Raw genomic sequence first — 17,130 nt, forward strand, 5'->3', positions numbered from 1 at the left:
TCGCTTGCGCCTCTGCGGTCGCAAGGTCTCGAATAGGTTACGAAATGGATACGGATGTTGTCTAGCGGCGCGCCCGTTATCAATTCGTAATTTTCTGATTTTAGTGGTCTGCGGGACCGGTCGCCGCTCACAGGCGCATCCCAGCTTCCGGGAATTCGCAAGACGCAGTTACGCTACGCTGCAGTTTTACAATTTCTTCACCTGAAGACCCAACGCCGTTCAAGCGACCACTTGCATCCAGAAACTCTTTTGTGACGCTCGCCACACCGTTACTCAAACGCTATAAAAGACGAAACCTCCTCCCTACCCCACGGTGTTGACGTGGAGCGCGAGGGAGGAGGCTAGACGCTTACTAGCGCGTCCTATTTGCGCTTGCGCACCGAGGCACCAGCGTCGCGGTCGGAGAGCTCCTTCTCGGCCTCGAGGGCACGGAGGGTCTCCACCTCTTCGTGGTGGTTAGCGCGCTTAATCTCATTGCGCTTCGCTGTGATCGACGGATCATCTGGCGAAAAGACTCCGGAGGTCTCAGAGTCGGCATAACCGAGCTCGTTCATTTGCTTCGGCACGCGGGCACCCGCGTACTCGAGTGGCAGCTGGTGACCGTGGTCGTCGACCGGCCCGAGCGGCTGGTGGACGCCAACGAACGCACCGTTCGGCAGCTTCTTGATCACGCCGGTCTCCAGACCATGCTCAAGAACCTCGCGGTCACTGCGTTGCAGACCGACGCAAATACGGTAGGTGATGAAGTAAGCCAACGGCGGCAGTACGATCAGGCCGATACGACCGACCCAGGTCATCGCGTTGAGCGAGATCTGGAAGTGGTAAGCAAACAGGTCGTTACCACCGGACAGCGTCAGCAGCAGGAAGAAGACCAGAGCCATCACGCCGATACCGGTGCGAACCGGTACATCGCGCGGACGCTGCAACAGGTTGTGGTGGGCATCGTCGCCCGTCACCTTCTTCTCGATGAACGGGTAGGTCAGCAGCAGAACAACCATGAGGCCGGCGAGCAGCGCAACCCAGAACACGCCCGGGATGGTGTAGTTGCCCAAGTAAAGCTCCCACGCCGGCATGACACGTGCGGCACCGTCAGTCCAGAGCATGTAAATATCCGGCTGGGAACCAGCGGAGACCTGCGACGGGTTGTACGGGCCGATATTCCAGATGGCGTTGATGGTGGTGAGACCTGCCATGAGAGCCAGGACACCGAAGACCAGGAGACCGAAGCCGACTGCCTTCACAGCGAAGACCGGCATAATGCGGATACCCACGACGTTGTTCTCGGAGCGACCCGGCCCGGGGAACTGGGTGTGCTTCTGGAACCAGACGAGCAGCAGGTGCGCAGCGATGAGCGCGAGAATGATGCCCGGGAGAATCAGAACGTGGAGGATGTAGAAACGGTCCAGCATGAGGTCGGACGGGAAATCGCCGCCGAACATCGCCCAGTGGAGCCAGGTACCGATGATGGGCAGACCCACGATAATCGCGGACATGATTCGCAGACCGACGCCGGAGAGCAGGTCGTCCGGAAGGGAGTAGCCCATGAAGCCCTCTGCCATGCCCAGCAGGATAAGGGTGACGCCAATAATCCAGTTCGCTTCACGCGGGCGACGGAAAGCGCCGGTGAAGAAGATACGCAGCATGTGGGCGAACATTGCCATCATGAACATGAGGGCAGCCCAGTGGTGCATCTGACGTACAAACAGGCCGCCACGCACCTCGAAGGAAATGTCCAGCGCCGTCGCGTATGCGCGCGACATCTCGACACCGTTGAGCGGGAGGTAGCCGCCGTCGTAGATCACCTTGGTGATCGAGGGATCGAAGAACAGGGCGAGGTACACACCGGTCAGCAGGAGAATGATGAAGCTGTACAGCGCCATCTCACCTAGCATGAAGGACCAGTGAGTCGGGAAGACCTTGTTCAGCTGCGGGCGAAGAATGCCCGAGATTGTGTACCGCGAGTCGATGTTGTCCGCGGCTTGTTCCAGTTTCGTGCTCATTATGACTTACGCTCCCAGAAGGCCGGGCCGACGGGCTCAATGAAGTCCCCGCGGGCGATGAGGTAACCGTCTTCGTCAATTTCGATCGGCAGCTGCGGCAGTGCGCGCGCCGCCGGGCCGAAGACCGGCTTGCCGTGCTCCAGCGCATCGAACTGCGACTGGTGGCACGGGCACAAAATGCGGTTGGTCTGGGCCTCGTACAGCGAGGTCGGGCAACCAATGTGCGTGCAAATCTTGGAGTAGGCGTAGTAATCGCCGTAGTGGAAGTCCTCCTGACCCTCGCGCTCGACGACCTTCTCGGCGTCGGACGAACGCAGGCGGATCAGCATGACGGCGTTACGCGGACCGTGGATGGAGTGCATGTGGTTCTCGTACACGTCGCGCTCCGGGTCGTACTTATTGCCGTCGTTGACGTCCTCTTCCAACAGCGGGAAGACCGTTTCCATGGCGGCCGCATCGAGATCCTCCGGACGCATGCGCACGAGGCGGGAAACACCAGCGGTGCTGTAGTGCTTGCCAGCACCCGTTTCGTGCAGTTCGGCGATGGCGGCCGTGTCACGACCCAGGTACAGCTTCTTGCCTTCGCGGGCCAGGGACCAGCCCTGGGTCCACAGAGTGCCGTCGCCGTTGTAGTTCATCTCGTGGCGGACGCGCCACGGGTTCTTGATGATGCCGCCGAGCGGAGCGATGATGACCAATCCGGCCATCAGTCCGGCACCGCCAAGAAGACCCTTCATCACGTTGCGGCGACCAAGAGTGGAGGTCTGCCACGCATCGTTGAGCAGGGCGGTCGTCGTACGCCGGTCGAGCTCCGAAGAGCGGCCGTCGTGGCGACGCTGCACCGCGATCTCCTCCGGCACGAACTTCTTGACGTACTGCACAATAGCTACGCCAAGGGAAACGAGCGACAGGCCCGATGTCAGGCCGAGTAGCGGAGTGTACAGACTGTACTTCCACAAGCCCTCTTGGCCGTGGAAGCGAGCCTCCCATGGCCAGAACAGGTAGACGCCTAAGAAAGCAAGACCCGCGATGATTGAGAGCACCAACCAAATGTTGATGCCGGTTTGCGCACGCTGCTCAGCAGGGTCGTTCTCGATCGGAAAGCGTTCCTTCCGGTACGCCACCGTAACGTCGTCAAGCTCGGTGCCCAGAGCGGCGAACTCGGCGTTGCTCATCTTGTCCAGCTCCTCGCTGGTGTAATTCTTCTTCACTTCGTTGCTCATGAGCGCGATCCAATCCACATTGCGGCTGCACCGACGAGGGTGACGCCAATGATCCACATAGCCAGACCCTCAGCGACGGGGCCAATGCCGCCCAACGCCCAACCTGCGGGGCTCGGGGTCTCCTTGGACGACTTGATGAAGGCGATGATGTCGCGCTTTTCATCTGCTGTCAGCTGGCGGTCCGAGAACTTCGGCATGTTCTGCGGACCAGTCAGCATCGCCTGGTAAATCTCCTGCTCATTGGCCGGGTCCAGAACCGGCGCGTACTTACCGGACGACAGCGCACCACCGCGTCCAGTGAAGTTGTGGCAGGAAGCGCAGTTCAGGCGGAACAGCTCCGAGCCACGTGCAACATCGGCAGCCTGGATTTCGCCATCGAAGTTCTTGCCACGAAGCTCTTCCATAGCGATCGAGCCGTCTTCGTTGTAGACGAGCTCCGGGCCGCCGCCGTTAGCTGCGACGTATGCCGCCAAAGCCAAGGTCTGCGCCTCGGAGTAGCGCGGCTTCTTACGCTCAGCCTGGGCATCGTTAGACATCATCGGCATACGGCCGGAGTTCACCTGGAAGTACACAGCGCCCTCGCCAGTACCGATGAGGGACGGGCCGCGATCCTTCACGCCCTGGAGGTTTGCGCCGTGGCAGGTGATGCAGGCCTGCTCGTAGAGGTCCTTGCCCTCCTGGATCAGCGCTTGGTCATCGCGTTGGGCGGTGGCCACCTGTGCATCCGGGGTCAGGGCCGTAGCCAGCAGGCCGGCACCCGACAGGCCGATACCGAGCGCAAGAGCGCCGGCGGCGGTGCGGCGCATCTTGCGGCGGTTCCGCGCCTTCTTTGGGGTGTTATCCATGTTGTTCCCTTAAGCGAAAATCGGTGGTTCGTGCTTACGTCCGGTGAGGGACGGGCTACTGAACCAGGTAGAGAGTAACGAACACGCCGATCCACACGACGTCGACGAAGTGCCAGTAGTACGAAGTCACCATGGCGGCGGTTGCCTGCGCCGGAGTGAACTTCGACTTGGCCACGCGCAGCATGACCACAATGAAAGCGATGATTCCCGCCGTCACGTGAGCCATGTGGAAGCCGGTGATGATGTAGAACACCGAGCCGTACACACTAGCCTGCGGGGTGACACCGGCCATAGCCATCTCGGTCCACTCAAATGCGACGAGGCCCAAGAAGACCACGCCGAGCGCAATGGTCACCGTGAACCATTTGCGCAGACCGAAGACGTCGCCCTTCTCAGCGGCGAAGACACCCATCTGAGAAGTGACCGAGGAGGTCACGAGAACGACGGTGATGATCGTGCCGAAGACCACGTTTAGGTGGGCCGTTTGGTTCGACCAATCGCCGTTGGACATGCCGTTTGCGCGCGAAGTGAAGTACATCGCGAACAAGCCGGCAAAGAACATCAATTCTTGGGCGAGGAACACGATCGTTCCCACGCTGACCATATTCGGCCGGTTCAGCACAGGGAGACGGTCGGGCGCTGTCGCCATACCTGGGTTCGTTGTTGCAGTCGTCACGCATTACAGTATCGCCCTTTTCATCCATAAAGTCACCTTGTTCACCCCCGGATTTTTCATGTGAACACAACGTGGACCTGCCCTTTTAATTGCCGGTTAGCCGCGTGTCGGTACACCCAAGATTGTCGGGAACTAAAAGGCGCCGCTTTACGACGCACATCGACGCTGGTCATCGACGAACTCGTAGACTGCTCCCAACCCCCCCTCGATGCGCGCGATTAATCTCCCGGGCCGCTCGCGCTCTGGAGTCACCTCAAACAGTTCCCGGGTGTGATGCGATTCACATTTCGCCCCAGCGAAAACACGAACTCTCCCCTACTTTCGGTTGACCCCCGTTTCGGCGCGGTCGCTATGTGGCCTACCGCCAACAACGAAAATTCCCCCGCACCATTATCGGTGCGGGGGTGCGCTTCTAGCGGAAGGCGTTGACTGCTAGTGCTTTTCGCGCGGAATGCCGTACTGCAGGTTCAGCTTGGTGGTCGCCCAGATCAAGATGACAGATCCGACAGCCAGCAGCCACAGCTGCCAGAAGGCGATGCCGAAGGCCATGAGGCAGATGCCGCCGGTCATTGCGAGCGGCCAGATCGAGCCCGGCGAGAAGAAGCCCAGAACACCTGCCCCGTCTTCAACCTCAGCTTCCTCCCAGTCCTCCGGAAGAACGTCGCTGCGCTTTTCCGTGAAGTTCAGGTAGCCACCGAGCATGAACGAGAAGGCCGAGGCCAAGATGAGCGCGACGCCGCCGGCCCATTCGTAGCCGTACAGGTAGGCATCATCGCCGACGAAATTCGTGGCGAATGCGTACAACACCGCCATGATGGTCAGAAAGACGCCGTTGGCGTAGAAAACTTTTGCTCCAGTTCCCATTGCTTTTCCTAGCCTCTCTTAGACGTTCTGCACGGCGTTGTCGCCGTCGCGGGTTCCGGTTCGGTCGGAGTTGAACGGACGGGTGGACGTTGCAAAGGGCTCTTCGCCAATGGATGCGAGGGCCTCGGAGTTAGCCGCATTCGGGTTCTGTTCGCGGAACCGCATGTAGTCGCGGAACCTATCCGGGGAGACCGCGCGGATCTCGAAGTTCATCATGGAGTGGTAGGTACCGCACATCTCAGCACAGCGGCCGACGAAGGCGCCTTCCTTGCTGATCTCTTCAATTTGGAAGCGACGTTCCTGCTGGTTCGCCTCTGGGTGGGAGTAGACGTCGCGTTTGAACAGGAACTCCGGGACCCAGAAAGCGTGGGACACGTCGCCGGACGCCAAGCGGAACTCGATCGGAGTGTCCGTCGGGAGGACCAGAACCGGGACCTCCTCAGTGGTGCCCACTGTCTCGATCTTGTTGTAGTTCAAGTAGGACTTGTCTGACATGGAATGACCGTGAATCGGGTTCGCGTTGTGCACGTCGTCATCGTCGTACTTCGACTCGTCAGCCAGCTTTTGACGCTCCAGGTCCGCCCCGTCATAATCGGAGCCCGTCGGGGAAAGATCAGCACCGACCTGCGCGTAACCGAACTTCCAGTTCCACTGGAAGCCGGTGACGTCGACGGTGACTTCCGGTTCCTTATCCAGGGCAGTGACCTTGGTCTGAGCCTGAACGGTGAAGAAGAACAGGACCATCACAATAATGATCGGAACAATGGTCAGTCCCAGCTCCAACGGAACGTTGTACTGCAGCTGCTTCGGGAATTCCCCGGCGCCCTGCTTCTGGCGGCGCTTCCCACCCCAGGCAAAGATGCCGTAAAGGAAGATGCCCCACATAATGATGCCGATGATCCAGGCCGCCAGCCAGACCCACACCCAGAAGTTGTACAAGCCTGCACCTTCGGGGGTGACGGGGTCCGGCCAGCCCATGTCGAGCAAGTTCGACAATGCGCTCGGCGGTTCAGCCTCACAGCCAGCGAGACCGAGAGTGCTGAGCGCGAGCACGCCTGCGACTCCGATCTTCTTGGCCAGGCCACGGTTCTTTGCCGTATCCACGTGTGTCTGCCTTCCTGTCCACACAAACGAAAAAGCTGTGAATACTCTTCATGTCTCCGCCCCAACTGGATTCCAGCCACGGGAGAGGACAGCAGAATATTCCTACCCAGTCAGAATAGATTATCTGCGCGCCGTTCCTAACCTGCCGGGGTTCGCATGTTCAGGCAGTCCAGCCCGCCTACCTAAGCCGGCCCGACGACAATCCCATTACCCGCTGGTTACCTGCTATGACCGTGCCCCGTAGCCACCGCCCTCCTCCTCATGTGTGTCAGCAGTCACATAATTCGGCCTGAATATCAACCGGAAGTTGCACCCCTATTGGGGACGGGCTAAAGGTGGCCCCTCGTACAGTCCTTCCCCGGCGCGACCCCTGGCATCGCGCCACGCGGATGGTCGCCAATTCCGGCGGTGGTCCATCCGGGCTTTATTGTGGGTAGGGCTGAAAACGTTTTCCTTAAATGACCATCTAAGGAGTCATTCCCATGTGCGGTCTTCTCGCCATGCTGACAAGCACCTCCAACGCTTCCGAGTTCGCGGATGCAGCGGAGCGAGCTCTCCCATGCTTCTATCACCGCGGCCCCGATGCTGCCGGTACATGGCACGACGAGGACGCCCTCTTCGGTTTCAATCGCCTCGCCATCATCGACCTCGAGCATTCCCACCAGCCGCTACGTTGGGGCCCGGCCGAGAATCCGGAACGTTACGCCCTGACTTTCAACGGCGAGATTTACAACTACGTCGAGTTGCGCGAGGAGCTGACGGCCGCAGGACTCGACTTCAACACAGGGGGCGATTCGGAGACCATTGTCGTCGGCTACCACCACTGGGGCCCCGAAGTGGTCAAGCATCTTCGCGGCATGTTCGCCTTCGTTATCTGGGACACCGAGACCCGAACGATGTTTGCCGCCCGCGACCAATTCGGAATCAAGCCTCTGTACTACGCCACCACTGAGTCAGGCACCGTCTTCTCTTCCGAGAAAAAGGCCCTCCTGGAAATGGCACCTCAGCTCGGTCTAGACCTCAGCCTGGACCGTCGTGCCATCGAGCATTATGTCGACCTGCAGTACGTTCCCGAGCCTGAATCTCTGCACAGCTCGATTCGCCGCCTCGAATCCGGCTGCACCGCCACTCTCACTCCCGGTGGCCAGGTCGAAGCGCAGCGTTACTTCAACCCGCAGTTCAATGTTCTTCCTGTGCCCAAGGACAAAGAGGAGGAACTGTTCACCAAGATCGCCGGGGCGCTGGAAGATTCCGTCGCAAAGCATATGCGTGCTGACGTTACCGTCGGCTCCTTCCTCTCCGGCGGTATCGACTCGACAGCGATCGCGACGCTTGCCAAGCGCCACAACCCGAATCTTTTGACCTTCACCACGGGCTTCGAACGCGAGGGGTACTCCGAGGTGGATGTCGCCGCCGAATCCGCTGAAGCGATCGGCGTCGAGCACATCGTCAAAGTCGTCTCCCCTGAGGAGTATGCGGACGCGATCCCGAAGATCATGTGGTACCTCGATGACCCCGTCGCGGACCCTTCCCTCGTTCCGTTGTTCTTTGTCGCGCAGGAGGCTCGCAAGCACGTCAAGGTGGTGCTTTCAGGCGAAGGAGCCGACGAACTCTTCGGTGGATACACCATTTATAAGGAGCCTTTGTCGCTCGCACCCTTCGAGAAGATGCCTGACCCGTTGCTCAAAGGACTGAACAAATTGGGTCGGATTCTGCCGGAAGGAATGAAGGGTAAGTCTCTTCTCGAACGTGGCACCTCACCGATGGAAACCCGCTATTACGGCAACGCCCGCTCCTTCAATTACGACCAGTTGCGACGCGTTCTCCCGTGGGCAAAGCCAGAATGGGATCACCGCGAAGTGACCGCCCCGATCTACGCCCGCTCGCAGGACATGGATCCTGTCGCGCGCATGCAGCACCTCGACTTGTTCACCTGGATGCGCGGCGACATCTTGGTCAAGGCAGACAAGATCAACATGGCACACTCCCTCGAGCTGCGCGTGCCGTTCTTGGATAAGGAGGTCTTCGCCGTCGCAGAAACCATCCCGGCAGATCTGAAGATCTCCCACGGAACCACAAAGTACGCGCTACGCAAGGCCATGGAGCAGATCGTTCCGCCGCATGTCCTGAACCGCAAGAAGCTCGGTTTCCCCGTACCTATGCGCCACTGGCTTGCGGGCGACGAGCTCTACGGCTGGGCCGAAGAGACTATTCGGGAGTCCCTGACCGACGAGATCTTCAACAAACCCGAGGTCCTCGAGATGCTGAGAGAGCACCGCGACAGAGTTTCCGATCACTCACGTCGTCTGTGGACCGTGTTGGCATTCATGATCTGGCACGGCGTCTTTGTCGAGCAGCGCATCGATCCGGGTATCGAGCACCGCGAGTACCCGGTGGATCTCTAGCCGCCGTACTCGGCCCATCGTTTCAACAGAAAGGGAGTGCCCCGATCAACTGGGGCGCTCCCTTTTCTCATTCTGCCGCCCTCCGCTGCTTCCAGCGGAGGGGCATTCGCGCAAAGTTCTCCTCTTTAGTTGAAGGAGTCACCGCAAGCGCAAGACCCGCCTGCGTTCGGGTTATCGATGGTGAAACCCTGCTGCTCGATCGTGTCAGCGAAGTCGATCTCGGCGCCCATCAGATAGGGGACGCTCATTTTGTCCACCACGAGACGGACACCACCGATGACATCGGCCCTGTCCCCTTCGAGGTCACGGTCGTCGAAGTAGAGTTGGTAACGCAGCCCGGCGCAGCCGCCCGGCTGAACGGCGATGCGCAGGGACAGGTCGTTGCGTCCTTCCTGATCCAGCAGCGCCTTCGCCTTTGCAGCGGCTGCTTCTGTGAGCTTCACGCCGGTTGCGGAAGTCGGTGCAGTCATGATCGTTTCTCCTTGCCTACGAATCGTGTTGGGGACCGAGCCTACTCCGGGCCGGCACCTGGATGCTAGTACACCCTAACTTGCGCTGTTCACAGACCGTTTAGGCTGAAACCAGTGCTTCTGATTACCCATAACGTCACCTACTGCACCCGTATTCCCACCTGCACGTCAGTGTTTTGTAGCCTAGAGTGCGTGAAACTTCCTTGGCAGAAATCCGATGCCCCTGCGGCCGATGACGCGGCCGCTAACGGCGGCTCCACCAAGCTCGACCTCGGCGGGAGCTCGAAGCCTTTCACAAGCGAAGCTGGGCAGACGGCGAAGAAGAACGTCGGCGAGGACGGCAAGCCGCTGCCGAAGGGTTACACCCCGCCAAAGGGCCGCCCGACACCGAAACGCCACGACCAGGAGGTCAAGCGCGGTGTCGTCCGCGACCCGAACGCGATGTCCAAACCGCAGCAGGCGCAAAAGCGCAAAGAACTGAAGTCGTCCATGTCCAAGGAGGAATGGAAGGACTACAAGAAGAAGGAGCGGCAGGAGCGGCGCGAGCAGAACAAGGAGATCCAGGCCCGCATGGATGCGGGCGAGGAGCGCTACCTAATGGACCGCGACAAGGGTGAGATCCGTCGTTACGTCCGCGATTGGGTGGATTCGCGCCGCTTCTTGTCCAACTACATGCTGCCGGCCATGGTGGTTCTGCTCGCCATCATGATCATTGGCATTTTCTTGCCGCGCGTGGCTGAGATTCTCTCGCTCATTTCGATGGTGTTCATCATCGGCATCTTCGTGGAGATCGTCCTCATCGGCCGCCGAGCCAACCGGGCCGTGCGCGAGAAATTCCCCGATACTGACGAGACTGGGTTCGGGCTGGGTATGTATGCCTACTCGCGCGCGTCGCAGCCGCGCGGTTGGCGCACACCAAAGCCACGGGTAGAAGCTGGCACCAAGATTTAACCTCGAACGACAGGCACGACCATGAGCGTTTCATTGGAATTCGACCAGGTACCGCTGCCGGATAGGGCTGTTGAGGCGAGCGTCCTCGCCGCCATGACCGAAAACCCGCGCGGCGTGTCTTTCGGCCGCCTCGCTTCCGTCGGTGCGTGGGTCGCCGGCCGCCAAGGCGAAGCTCCTCCTCGTGCGGTCGTATCTCCGCGCATCGTCGTTTTCGCGGGCGACCACGGGATCGCTCGGCGAGGTGTCTCCGCGTTCACTCCAGATGCCTCCGCTCTGCAGGCCGACGAGGTTGCCGCGGGCGCGGCCCCCGTGAACACGCTGGCGCGCGCGGCTGGGGCATCAGTGGAGCTGGTGCGCGTCAGCGTGGATGCGCCGGAATCGCTCATCAGTCGGGGCTCCGGGGCAATCGATGTCGAAGACGCGATGAGCGATGAACAATTCGCTAACTCCGCGGAGCTCGGCAAAAAGGTCGCAGACACCGCGGTCGATGCCGGATGTGGCATCGTCATACCTGGCGATATCGGGGTGGCCAACACCACCGTGGCCGCCGCTGTTGTGGGCACTCTCACCTTCACCGAGCCTGTGATGGCCGTCGGTCGTGGAAGTGGAATCAACGACGAGATCTGGAAAATCAAGATCGCTGCGGTACGCGACGCGATGTTCCGCGCTCGTGACGCCCACGATAATGTCGCGGAAGTGATGCGCCGAATTTCTTCGCCGGATTTCGTTGCGCTGACAGCGTTCATTGCGCAATGTGCGGTGCGGCGCACGCCCGTGCTTATCGACGGAGCGTTCCCCTCCGCCGCCGCCTACGCCGCCGAGCGGCTCGCCTCCGGTGTGAAGGAGTGGCTGATCGCCAGCCAACTGACACCGGAGCCGTGCCATAAGGTGTGTCTGCACGCACTCGATCTGACCCCTGTGGCTGCCCTCGACATGACCACGGGCCAAGGCGCCGGCGGTGCCGCAGTGCTCCCGTTGATCGCATCGGCGGTAGAGCTGGTCGGAGACGAGATGTATACGCAAAACGGGGCAGGCGATGATGCCGGCCCCGTGAAACTTCGATAAGCGCTAACTACGGTGCTGGGATGAGCGTGTGGACCCAGCCGTGGGTGTCCTCGACCTCGCCGCGCTGAATCTTGGTCAGGCGCTCGCGCAGAGCCATGGTGACATCGCCCGCCTCATTGTCGTTGACGGTGAAGTCGATGTCGTTGCCTACGATGTGGCCGACCGGAGTGATTACGGCCGCGGTGCCGCACGCGAAGGATTCGGTCATCTTCCCCTTCGCAACATCGTTCTTCCAGTCTTCGACCGAAATGCGCAGCTCCTCCGTCTCGTACCCCAGGTCTTGTGCAACCTGAAGCAGGGAGTCGCGCGTGATGCCGGGCAGCAGAGAGCCGGACAGCTCCGGTGTGACAAGCTTGACGTTCCCGTCGCCATCTCCCGAGCCGTAGACGAACATGAGATTCATGCCGCCCATTTCCTCGATATATGTCCGCTCGATCGCATCCAGCCACACGACCTGGTCGCAGCCCTGCTCCTGGGCCTGTGCCTGCGCGAGGAGGGACGCCGCGTAGTTGCCCGCGAATTTAGCGGCACCTGTTCCACCCGGCGCGGCGCGGACGTAGTCCTCGGAGATCCACACCTTGACCGGCTTGATGCCTCCGGAGAAGTAAGCGCCGGCCGGGGACGCGATGACGTAGTAAGTGTAGGTGCTGGCCGGCTTCACGCCGAGGCTGATCTCCGTGGAGATCATGAACGGACGCAGGTACAGGGCTGCTTCGCCGCCAGCCTCCGGCACCCAGGCCTCGTCGATGTCGACGATCTGGCGCAGGGATTCCACGAAGAGTTCCTCGGGCAGATCCGGCATGGCTAAACGCTCAGCAGAATTCTGCATGCGTCGCGCGTTCTGCTCCGGCCGAAATGTCGCGATGGATCCGTCCGGCTGGCGGTACGCCTTCAGACCCTCGAAGATCGCCTGGCCGTAGTGGAAGACCATGGACGCCGGGTCGAATTCGATCGGCGCGTACGGCTCGACGCGGGCGTTGTGCCAGCCTTCGTCCTCAGACCAGTCGATGGCCACCATGTGATCGGTGAATTTCTCGCCGAATTTCGGGTTCTTGAGAATTTCGGCGCGCTGCTCTTCGCTCGCCGGATTCTCGTTCATCTTCACGGTGAATTCCAAGTTCGTCATGGTGCCCCAGCATACGCCCGCACGGTGACGCTCAACCGTGGGCACTCCCGCGCTCACGTAGGATCGGGCCCCGGATTCGCACGTAGTTAACGTCTTGCAAGAAGGAGTGTGCGTTCAATGCTTTCCCACACCACCGGTGTCCTCCCTTCCCACGGTCTCCTGCCGCGCGTAGACTTCGCAGCTTCCGCCGAGGCCGCGCTTATCGACGGCGCAGCCCGGCTCATCCCCGTCGTCCAGGGCGACGCCCTTGAGCTGCCGGTGTCCACTCTCACCCGCGACGGACTGTTGGAGGCGCTGGAAGCGGTGGGCACTACCTGCGCACTCGGGGAGACCACCCGGGTCGTTGTAGACGGTGTCCTTTATGTCGCCGTTGGTCTCGGCGAGGACACTTCCGACTCCTCCGTGCGACGCGCGATGGGCGCGGCGGCGCGGTCGCTGAAGGGAATCGACCGCGCCGTGGTGTCCAGCGAGTTCGGTGTCGCCCCCACCGTCGAGGGCCTGCTGCTGGGTGGCTACTCCTATTCCGGATTGAAAACACAGGCCAGTGCCGACGTGGATGCCACCGAAACCACTAACATTGCCGCCGATGATTTCGACACCGCCGACTCCGCCCCGCAGATCACCGTGATCGGCCTCGGACACGAACAGGAACGAGAAGAGTTCGAGCGCGCCGCGACCATCGGACATGCGGTCGCCTTGGCCCGCGACTTGGTCAACACCCCGTCGAATCTGCTCTACCCGGAGATCTACGCCAGATATGCGGAGCAGATCGCCGCATCCGCTGGGCTTGACGTGGAGATCCTGGATGAGGAGCAACTCCGGGACCAAGGCTTCGGCGGGATCACGGCTGTCGGCCAAGGCTCCGCACACCCGCCTCGCCTCGTGCACCTGACGTGGGCACCGGACACAGCATCTGTGGAGACCTCGGTCGCCTTGGTGGGCAAAGGCATCACTTTCGACTCCGGCGGCATCTCCATCAAGCCCGCTTCCGGCATGGAACAGATGGTCATGGACATGGGCGGTTCCGCCGCAGTCCTAGCCACGGCATGCGCGGTCGCCGCACTCGACCTTCCGGTCCGCCTGGATGCGTGGATGCCGTTGGCGGAGAATATGCCGTCCGGTTCCGCGCAGCGCCCCGGTGACGTGATCACCCATTATGGGGGCATCACCAGTGAAGTCATCAACACTGACGCTGAGGGGCGCCTCGTCCTCGCGGATGCCATCGTCCGCGCCTGCGAGGACTCCCCCACCCACTTGATCGAGACTTCGACGCTCACCGGAGCCCAGATGGTGGCGCTGGGTAAACGCACTTTCGGCGTCATGGGAAGCGACAAGCTGCGCGACCGCATCGCGGACAACGGCCAACGCATCGACGAGCCCGGCTGGGCCATGCCGCTCCTTGAAGAACACGAGGAGGAGATCGCCTCGAAAGTCGCCGACGTCAAGAACGCCAATAGCGACCGCTTCGGCGGCATGGAATTCGCCGGCACCTACCTCTCACGTTTTATCGGCGACGGCATCGAATGGGCCCACGTCGATGTCGCCAGCCCCGCCTGGAACACCGGCGGCGCTTACGGCTTCACCCCCTCCCGGGCAACGGGTGTTCCCGTCCGCACGCTCGTGGAGACGATTAGCGGACTGATCTAGTCAGAGTTCATCCCCGCGCTCGAACCGGGCGCGGCGCTCCCGCTGCTCGGCGCGCCTGCGCAGGATTCGGTCCTGCTCCATCCGTTTACGCATGCGGTCGGGGTAGCCGGTCTCCTCAACGTCGTAAAGCAGGATGCCCAGTGCTTTGCTGACTGCGTCAATCCCCTTCGGGCCCCCGATGCGCCGGCGCGTGAATTCGCCGTTTTCCGCCACTAGGACTACGGACATCTCGTTGACTAGGGTCTCCGGCTCCACAAAACCCTCGACGAAACCATGCTGGTCCGCCCACTGCTTGAGATATTGGACATCTTCAGGTCGCACGGTGTCGCCGGGGCCGCGGGGAGGCTTGATCGGCGAATTGCTTTTCCGAGATCCGAAGATGTTGAACACTCACCACATTTTATAGGCGACACGGAACACACCCCATTGCGGTCATCCGCGAGCGCACGTATGCCACTAAGCGGGTACGCTGGAAACGAATTAATGTCTGCAATTTTTGAGGAGACTCAACAACCATGGCTCACTCTGTAGAGATGCCCGAGCTGGGCGAATCGGTCACTGAAGGCACCATCACCACGTGGCTGAAGTCGGTCGGCGACACCGTCGAGGTCGACGAACCTTTGCTCGAGGTCTCCACCGACAAGGTCGACACCGAGATCCCGTCCCCGGTCGCTGGCGTGCTGCTGGAGATAAAGGCAGAGGAAGACGACACCGTCGAGGTGGGCGAGGTCATCGCACTTGTCGGCGACGAGGGCGAGGAGCCGTCCGGCGCCTCCGCATCCTCCGACGACGAGGCTGATGAAGCTGAGGTGCCCGAAGAGAAGAAGGCCGACTCCCAGCCGGCGAAGAAGTCCGGCGGCTCCGGTTCCGCCACCGACGTGGAGATGCCGGAGCTCGGCGAGTCCGTCACCGAGGGCACCATCACCACCTGGCTAAAGGAAGTCGGCGACGAGGTCGAGGTCGACGAGCCGCTGCTCGAGGTCTCCACCGACAAGGTCGACACCGAGATCCCGTCCCCGGTCGCCGGCACTCTCGTCGAGATCCTCACTGAGGAAGATGAGACCGTCGAGGTCGGCGAAGTCATCGCACGCGTCGGCGATGCCGATGCCGTCGCTTCCAGCGAGGAAGAGGATGTCGCAGACACCGACGAAGAGGTCGACGATGACAACTCCGCCGCTGGCGAGGGCGATAATCCGGAGGACGCACCGAAGAAGTCCGCTTCCAAGTCCTCCTCCTCCAACAAGAAGGGCTCCGGCGAATCCACCGACGTGGAAATGCCGGAGCTCGGCGAGTCCGTCACCGAGGGCACCATCACCACCTGGCTGAAGTCCGTGGGCGACATGGTCGAGGTCGACGAGCCGCTGCTCGAGGTCTCCACCGACAAGGTCGACACCGAGATCCCGTCCCCGGTTGAGGGCACCCTGCTGGAGATCCTCGCCGAGGAAGATGACACCATCGAGGTCGGTGCTGTCATCGCACGCATCGGCGACGCTGAGGCAGCTGTTTCCGAGGACAGCGACGACGCTGAGGACCAGGACGTCGAGGAAGAGAAGGCGGAAGCTCCGAAGAAGGAAGAGGAGCCGAAGGCCGAGCCTAAGAAGGCTGAAAAGAAGGCCGAGACCAGCACGGCTACTCAGTCCACCAACACCTCCGCGAAGGTCAACAACGGCGGCAAGGTTCCGTACGTCACTCCGCTGGTGCGCAAGCTCGCCGACAAGCACGGCGTGGACCTGAACAACATCGAGGGCACCGGTGTCGGCGGCCGCATCCGCAAGCAGGATGTCCTCGCGGCTGCTGAGGGTGCTTCCGCGAAGGGTGGCGCCGAAGCTGCCGACACGAAGGCCGCGGACACCACGGCCACCGAAGCCGAAACCCAGGCATCCGGCCCGCGCGCCCGCTGGTCCTCCAAGGCTGTGGACCCGGCCAAGCAGGACCTCATCGGCACCACCCAGAAGGTCAACCGCATCCGCGAGATCACCGCGGCCAAGATGGTCGAGTCCCTGCAGACCTCGGCACAGCTCACCCACGTCCAGGAAGTCGATGTCACCCGCATCGCCGACCTGCGTAAGAAGGTCAAGCCGTCCTTCGTGGACAAGCACGGTGCGAACATCACGTTCCTCGCCTTCTTCGTCAAGGCCGCATCCGAGGCCCTGGTTTCTCACCCGAACGTGAACGCCTCCTACAACAAGGATACGAAGGAGATCACCTACCACGAGGATGTCAACATCGGCATCGCCGTTGACACCCCGATGGGTCTGCTTGTTCCGGTGCTGAAGAAAACCCAGGACATGTCCCTCGCCGACATCGCCAAGGGAATCGCCGACCTGGCCACACGTGCGCGCGACAAGAAGCTGCGCCCTGATGATCTCTCCGGTGCCACCTTCACGGTGACCAACATCGGTTCCGCCGGCGCTCTGCTGGACACCCCGATTCTCACCCCGCCGCAGTCCGGCATTCTGGGCACCGGCGCGATTGTGAAGCGTCCGATCATCGTCACCGAGGACGGCATCGACTCCATCGCCATCCGCCAGATGTGCTACCTGCCGTTTACTTACGACCACCAGATCGTGGACGGTGCGGATGCGGGCCGCTTCATCACCACCATCAAGGACCGCATTGAAGCGGGCGACTTCGAGGGTGACATGGAGCTCTAAGCTCAGCTCCATCAGGCCTGAGAAGGTCGCCACGGCCCGGTACTGACTCCCCCGTCGGTGCCGGGCCGTTTCTCATCCCGTCAACGGGTGTTCACGACAG

The 17,130-nt window shown here is 61.3% G+C and carries 14 protein-coding genes; 5 read left to right on the forward strand and 9 right to left on the reverse strand.

Annotation, left to right across the window (positions count from 1 at the left end):
- Positions 1-362 precede the first annotated feature (362 nt).
- From QYQ98_RS02950 to QYQ98_RS02975, 6 genes are all read right to left on the reverse strand, one after another.
- A complete protein-coding gene (locus QYQ98_RS02950; protein ID WP_302007278.1) occupies positions 363-2,000 on the reverse strand; it encodes a cytochrome bc complex cytochrome b subunit in 1,638 nt (545 codons plus the stop codon).
- A complete protein-coding gene (locus tag QYQ98_RS02955) occupies positions 2,000-3,223 on the reverse strand; it encodes a ubiquinol-cytochrome c reductase iron-sulfur subunit (protein WP_302007279.1) in 1,224 nt (407 codons plus the stop codon). Before QYQ98_RS02955 ends, QYQ98_RS02950 begins: the two co-directional genes overlap by 1 nt.
- A complete protein-coding gene (locus tag QYQ98_RS02960; protein ID WP_302007280.1) occupies positions 3,220-4,068 on the reverse strand; it encodes a c-type cytochrome in 849 nt (282 codons plus the stop codon). Before QYQ98_RS02960 ends, QYQ98_RS02955 begins: the two co-directional genes overlap by 4 nt.
- A 55-nt stretch (positions 4,069-4,123) precedes the next feature.
- Entirely contained in the window at positions 4,124-4,744 is a 621-nt protein-coding gene (locus QYQ98_RS02965) for a heme-copper oxidase subunit III (RefSeq protein WP_302007281.1), read from the reverse strand.
- 432 nt (positions 4,745-5,176) lie between these two features.
- Positions 5,177-5,608: a cytochrome c oxidase subunit 4 gene (locus QYQ98_RS02970; protein ID WP_302007282.1), complete on the reverse strand. Its 432-nt coding sequence runs from the start codon at positions 5,606-5,608 to the stop codon at positions 5,177-5,179.
- Between the two features lie 18 nt (positions 5,609-5,626).
- Positions 5,627-6,712, reverse strand: a complete 1,086-nt coding sequence (locus QYQ98_RS02975; RefSeq protein ID WP_302007283.1) for a cytochrome c oxidase subunit II — start codon at positions 6,710-6,712, stop codon at positions 5,627-5,629.
- A gap of 482 nt (positions 6,713-7,194) precedes the next feature.
- Between QYQ98_RS02975 and asnB the strand changes: the two genes are divergently transcribed.
- Entirely contained in the window at positions 7,195-9,117 is a 1,923-nt protein-coding gene (asnB, locus tag QYQ98_RS02980; RefSeq protein ID WP_302007284.1) for an asparagine synthase (glutamine-hydrolyzing), read from the forward strand.
- Between the two features lie 125 nt (positions 9,118-9,242).
- Here the strand turns inward: asnB and QYQ98_RS02985 are convergent, their stop codons facing one another.
- Positions 9,243-9,587: an iron-sulfur cluster assembly accessory protein gene (locus QYQ98_RS02985; protein ID WP_302007285.1), complete on the reverse strand. Its 345-nt coding sequence runs from the start codon at positions 9,585-9,587 to the stop codon at positions 9,243-9,245.
- Between the two features lie 192 nt (positions 9,588-9,779).
- On the opposite strand from QYQ98_RS02985, the gene QYQ98_RS02990 reads away from it, so the two are divergent.
- Together QYQ98_RS02990 and QYQ98_RS02995 are read left to right on the forward strand one after the other, a co-directional pair.
- Complete coding sequence (locus QYQ98_RS02990; protein ID WP_302007286.1) at positions 9,780-10,538, forward strand: DUF3043 domain-containing protein; 759 nt, start codon at positions 9,780-9,782, stop codon at positions 10,536-10,538.
- A gap of 21 nt (positions 10,539-10,559) precedes the next feature.
- Positions 10,560-11,603 carry a nicotinate-nucleotide--dimethylbenzimidazole phosphoribosyltransferase gene (locus tag QYQ98_RS02995; protein ID WP_302007287.1) on the forward strand — a complete coding sequence of 348 codons (1,044 nt, stop codon included), beginning with the start codon at positions 10,560-10,562 and terminating at the stop codon, positions 11,601-11,603.
- A 7-nt stretch (positions 11,604-11,610) separates the two neighbouring features.
- Here the strand turns inward: QYQ98_RS02995 and QYQ98_RS03000 are convergent, their stop codons facing one another.
- A complete protein-coding gene (locus tag QYQ98_RS03000) occupies positions 11,611-12,729 on the reverse strand; it encodes a branched-chain amino acid aminotransferase (RefSeq protein WP_302007288.1) in 1,119 nt (372 codons plus the stop codon).
- A 117-nt stretch (positions 12,730-12,846) separates the two neighbouring features.
- On the opposite strand from QYQ98_RS03000, the gene QYQ98_RS03005 reads away from it, so the two are divergent.
- Positions 12,847-14,376, forward strand: a complete 1,530-nt coding sequence (locus QYQ98_RS03005) for a leucyl aminopeptidase (RefSeq protein ID WP_302007289.1) — start codon at positions 12,847-12,849, stop codon at positions 14,374-14,376.
- Here the strand turns inward: QYQ98_RS03005 and QYQ98_RS03010 are convergent, their stop codons facing one another.
- The gene (locus tag QYQ98_RS03010) at positions 14,377-14,766 is read right to left on the reverse strand and encodes an oxidoreductase (RefSeq protein WP_302007290.1); all 390 of its coding nucleotides are present in this window, start codon (positions 14,764-14,766) and stop codon (positions 14,377-14,379) included.
- Between the two features lie 125 nt (positions 14,767-14,891).
- On the opposite strand from QYQ98_RS03010, the gene sucB reads away from it, so the two are divergent.
- Positions 14,892-17,030: a 2-oxoglutarate dehydrogenase, E2 component, dihydrolipoamide succinyltransferase gene (sucB, locus tag QYQ98_RS03015; protein ID WP_302007291.1), complete on the forward strand. Its 2,139-nt coding sequence runs from the start codon at positions 14,892-14,894 to the stop codon at positions 17,028-17,030.
- Positions 17,031-17,130 lie beyond the last annotated feature (100 nt).

The organism is Corynebacterium sp. P3-F1 (genome assembly GCF_030503635.1).
Lineage (GTDB): Bacteria > Actinomycetota > Actinomycetes > Mycobacteriales > Mycobacteriaceae > Corynebacterium.

What these genes read in the sequence shown, in the direction of transcription:
- QYQ98_RS02950 (WP_302007278.1), bottom strand. Translation starts at nt 2,000, where the DNA reads ATGAGCACGAAACTGGAACAAGCCGCGGACAACATCGACTCGCGGTAC.
- QYQ98_RS02955 (WP_302007279.1), bottom strand. Translation starts at nt 3,223, where the DNA reads ATGAGCAACGAAGTGAAGAAGAATTACACCAGCGAGGAGCTGGACAAG.
- QYQ98_RS02960 (WP_302007280.1), bottom strand. Translation starts at nt 4,068, where the DNA reads ATGGATAACACCCCAAAGAAGGCGCGGAACCGCCGCAAGATGCGCCGC.
- QYQ98_RS02970 (WP_302007282.1), bottom strand. Translation starts at nt 5,608, where the DNA reads ATGGGAACTGGAGCAAAAGTTTTCTACGCCAACGGCGTCTTTCTGACC.
- asnB (WP_302007284.1), top strand. Translation starts at nt 7,195, where the DNA reads ATGTGCGGTCTTCTCGCCATGCTGACAAGCACCTCCAACGCTTCCGAG.
- QYQ98_RS02985 (WP_302007285.1), bottom strand. Translation starts at nt 9,587, where the DNA reads ATGACTGCACCGACTTCCGCAACCGGCGTGAAGCTCACAGAAGCAGCC.
- QYQ98_RS02995 (WP_302007287.1), top strand. Translation starts at nt 10,560, where the DNA reads ATGAGCGTTTCATTGGAATTCGACCAGGTACCGCTGCCGGATAGGGCT.
- QYQ98_RS03000 (WP_302007288.1), bottom strand. Translation starts at nt 12,729, where the DNA reads ATGACGAACTTGGAATTCACCGTGAAGATGAACGAGAATCCGGCGAGC.
- QYQ98_RS03005 (WP_302007289.1), top strand. Translation starts at nt 12,847, where the DNA reads ATGCTTTCCCACACCACCGGTGTCCTCCCTTCCCACGGTCTCCTGCCG.
- sucB (WP_302007291.1), top strand. Translation starts at nt 14,892, where the DNA reads ATGGCTCACTCTGTAGAGATGCCCGAGCTGGGCGAATCGGTCACTGAA.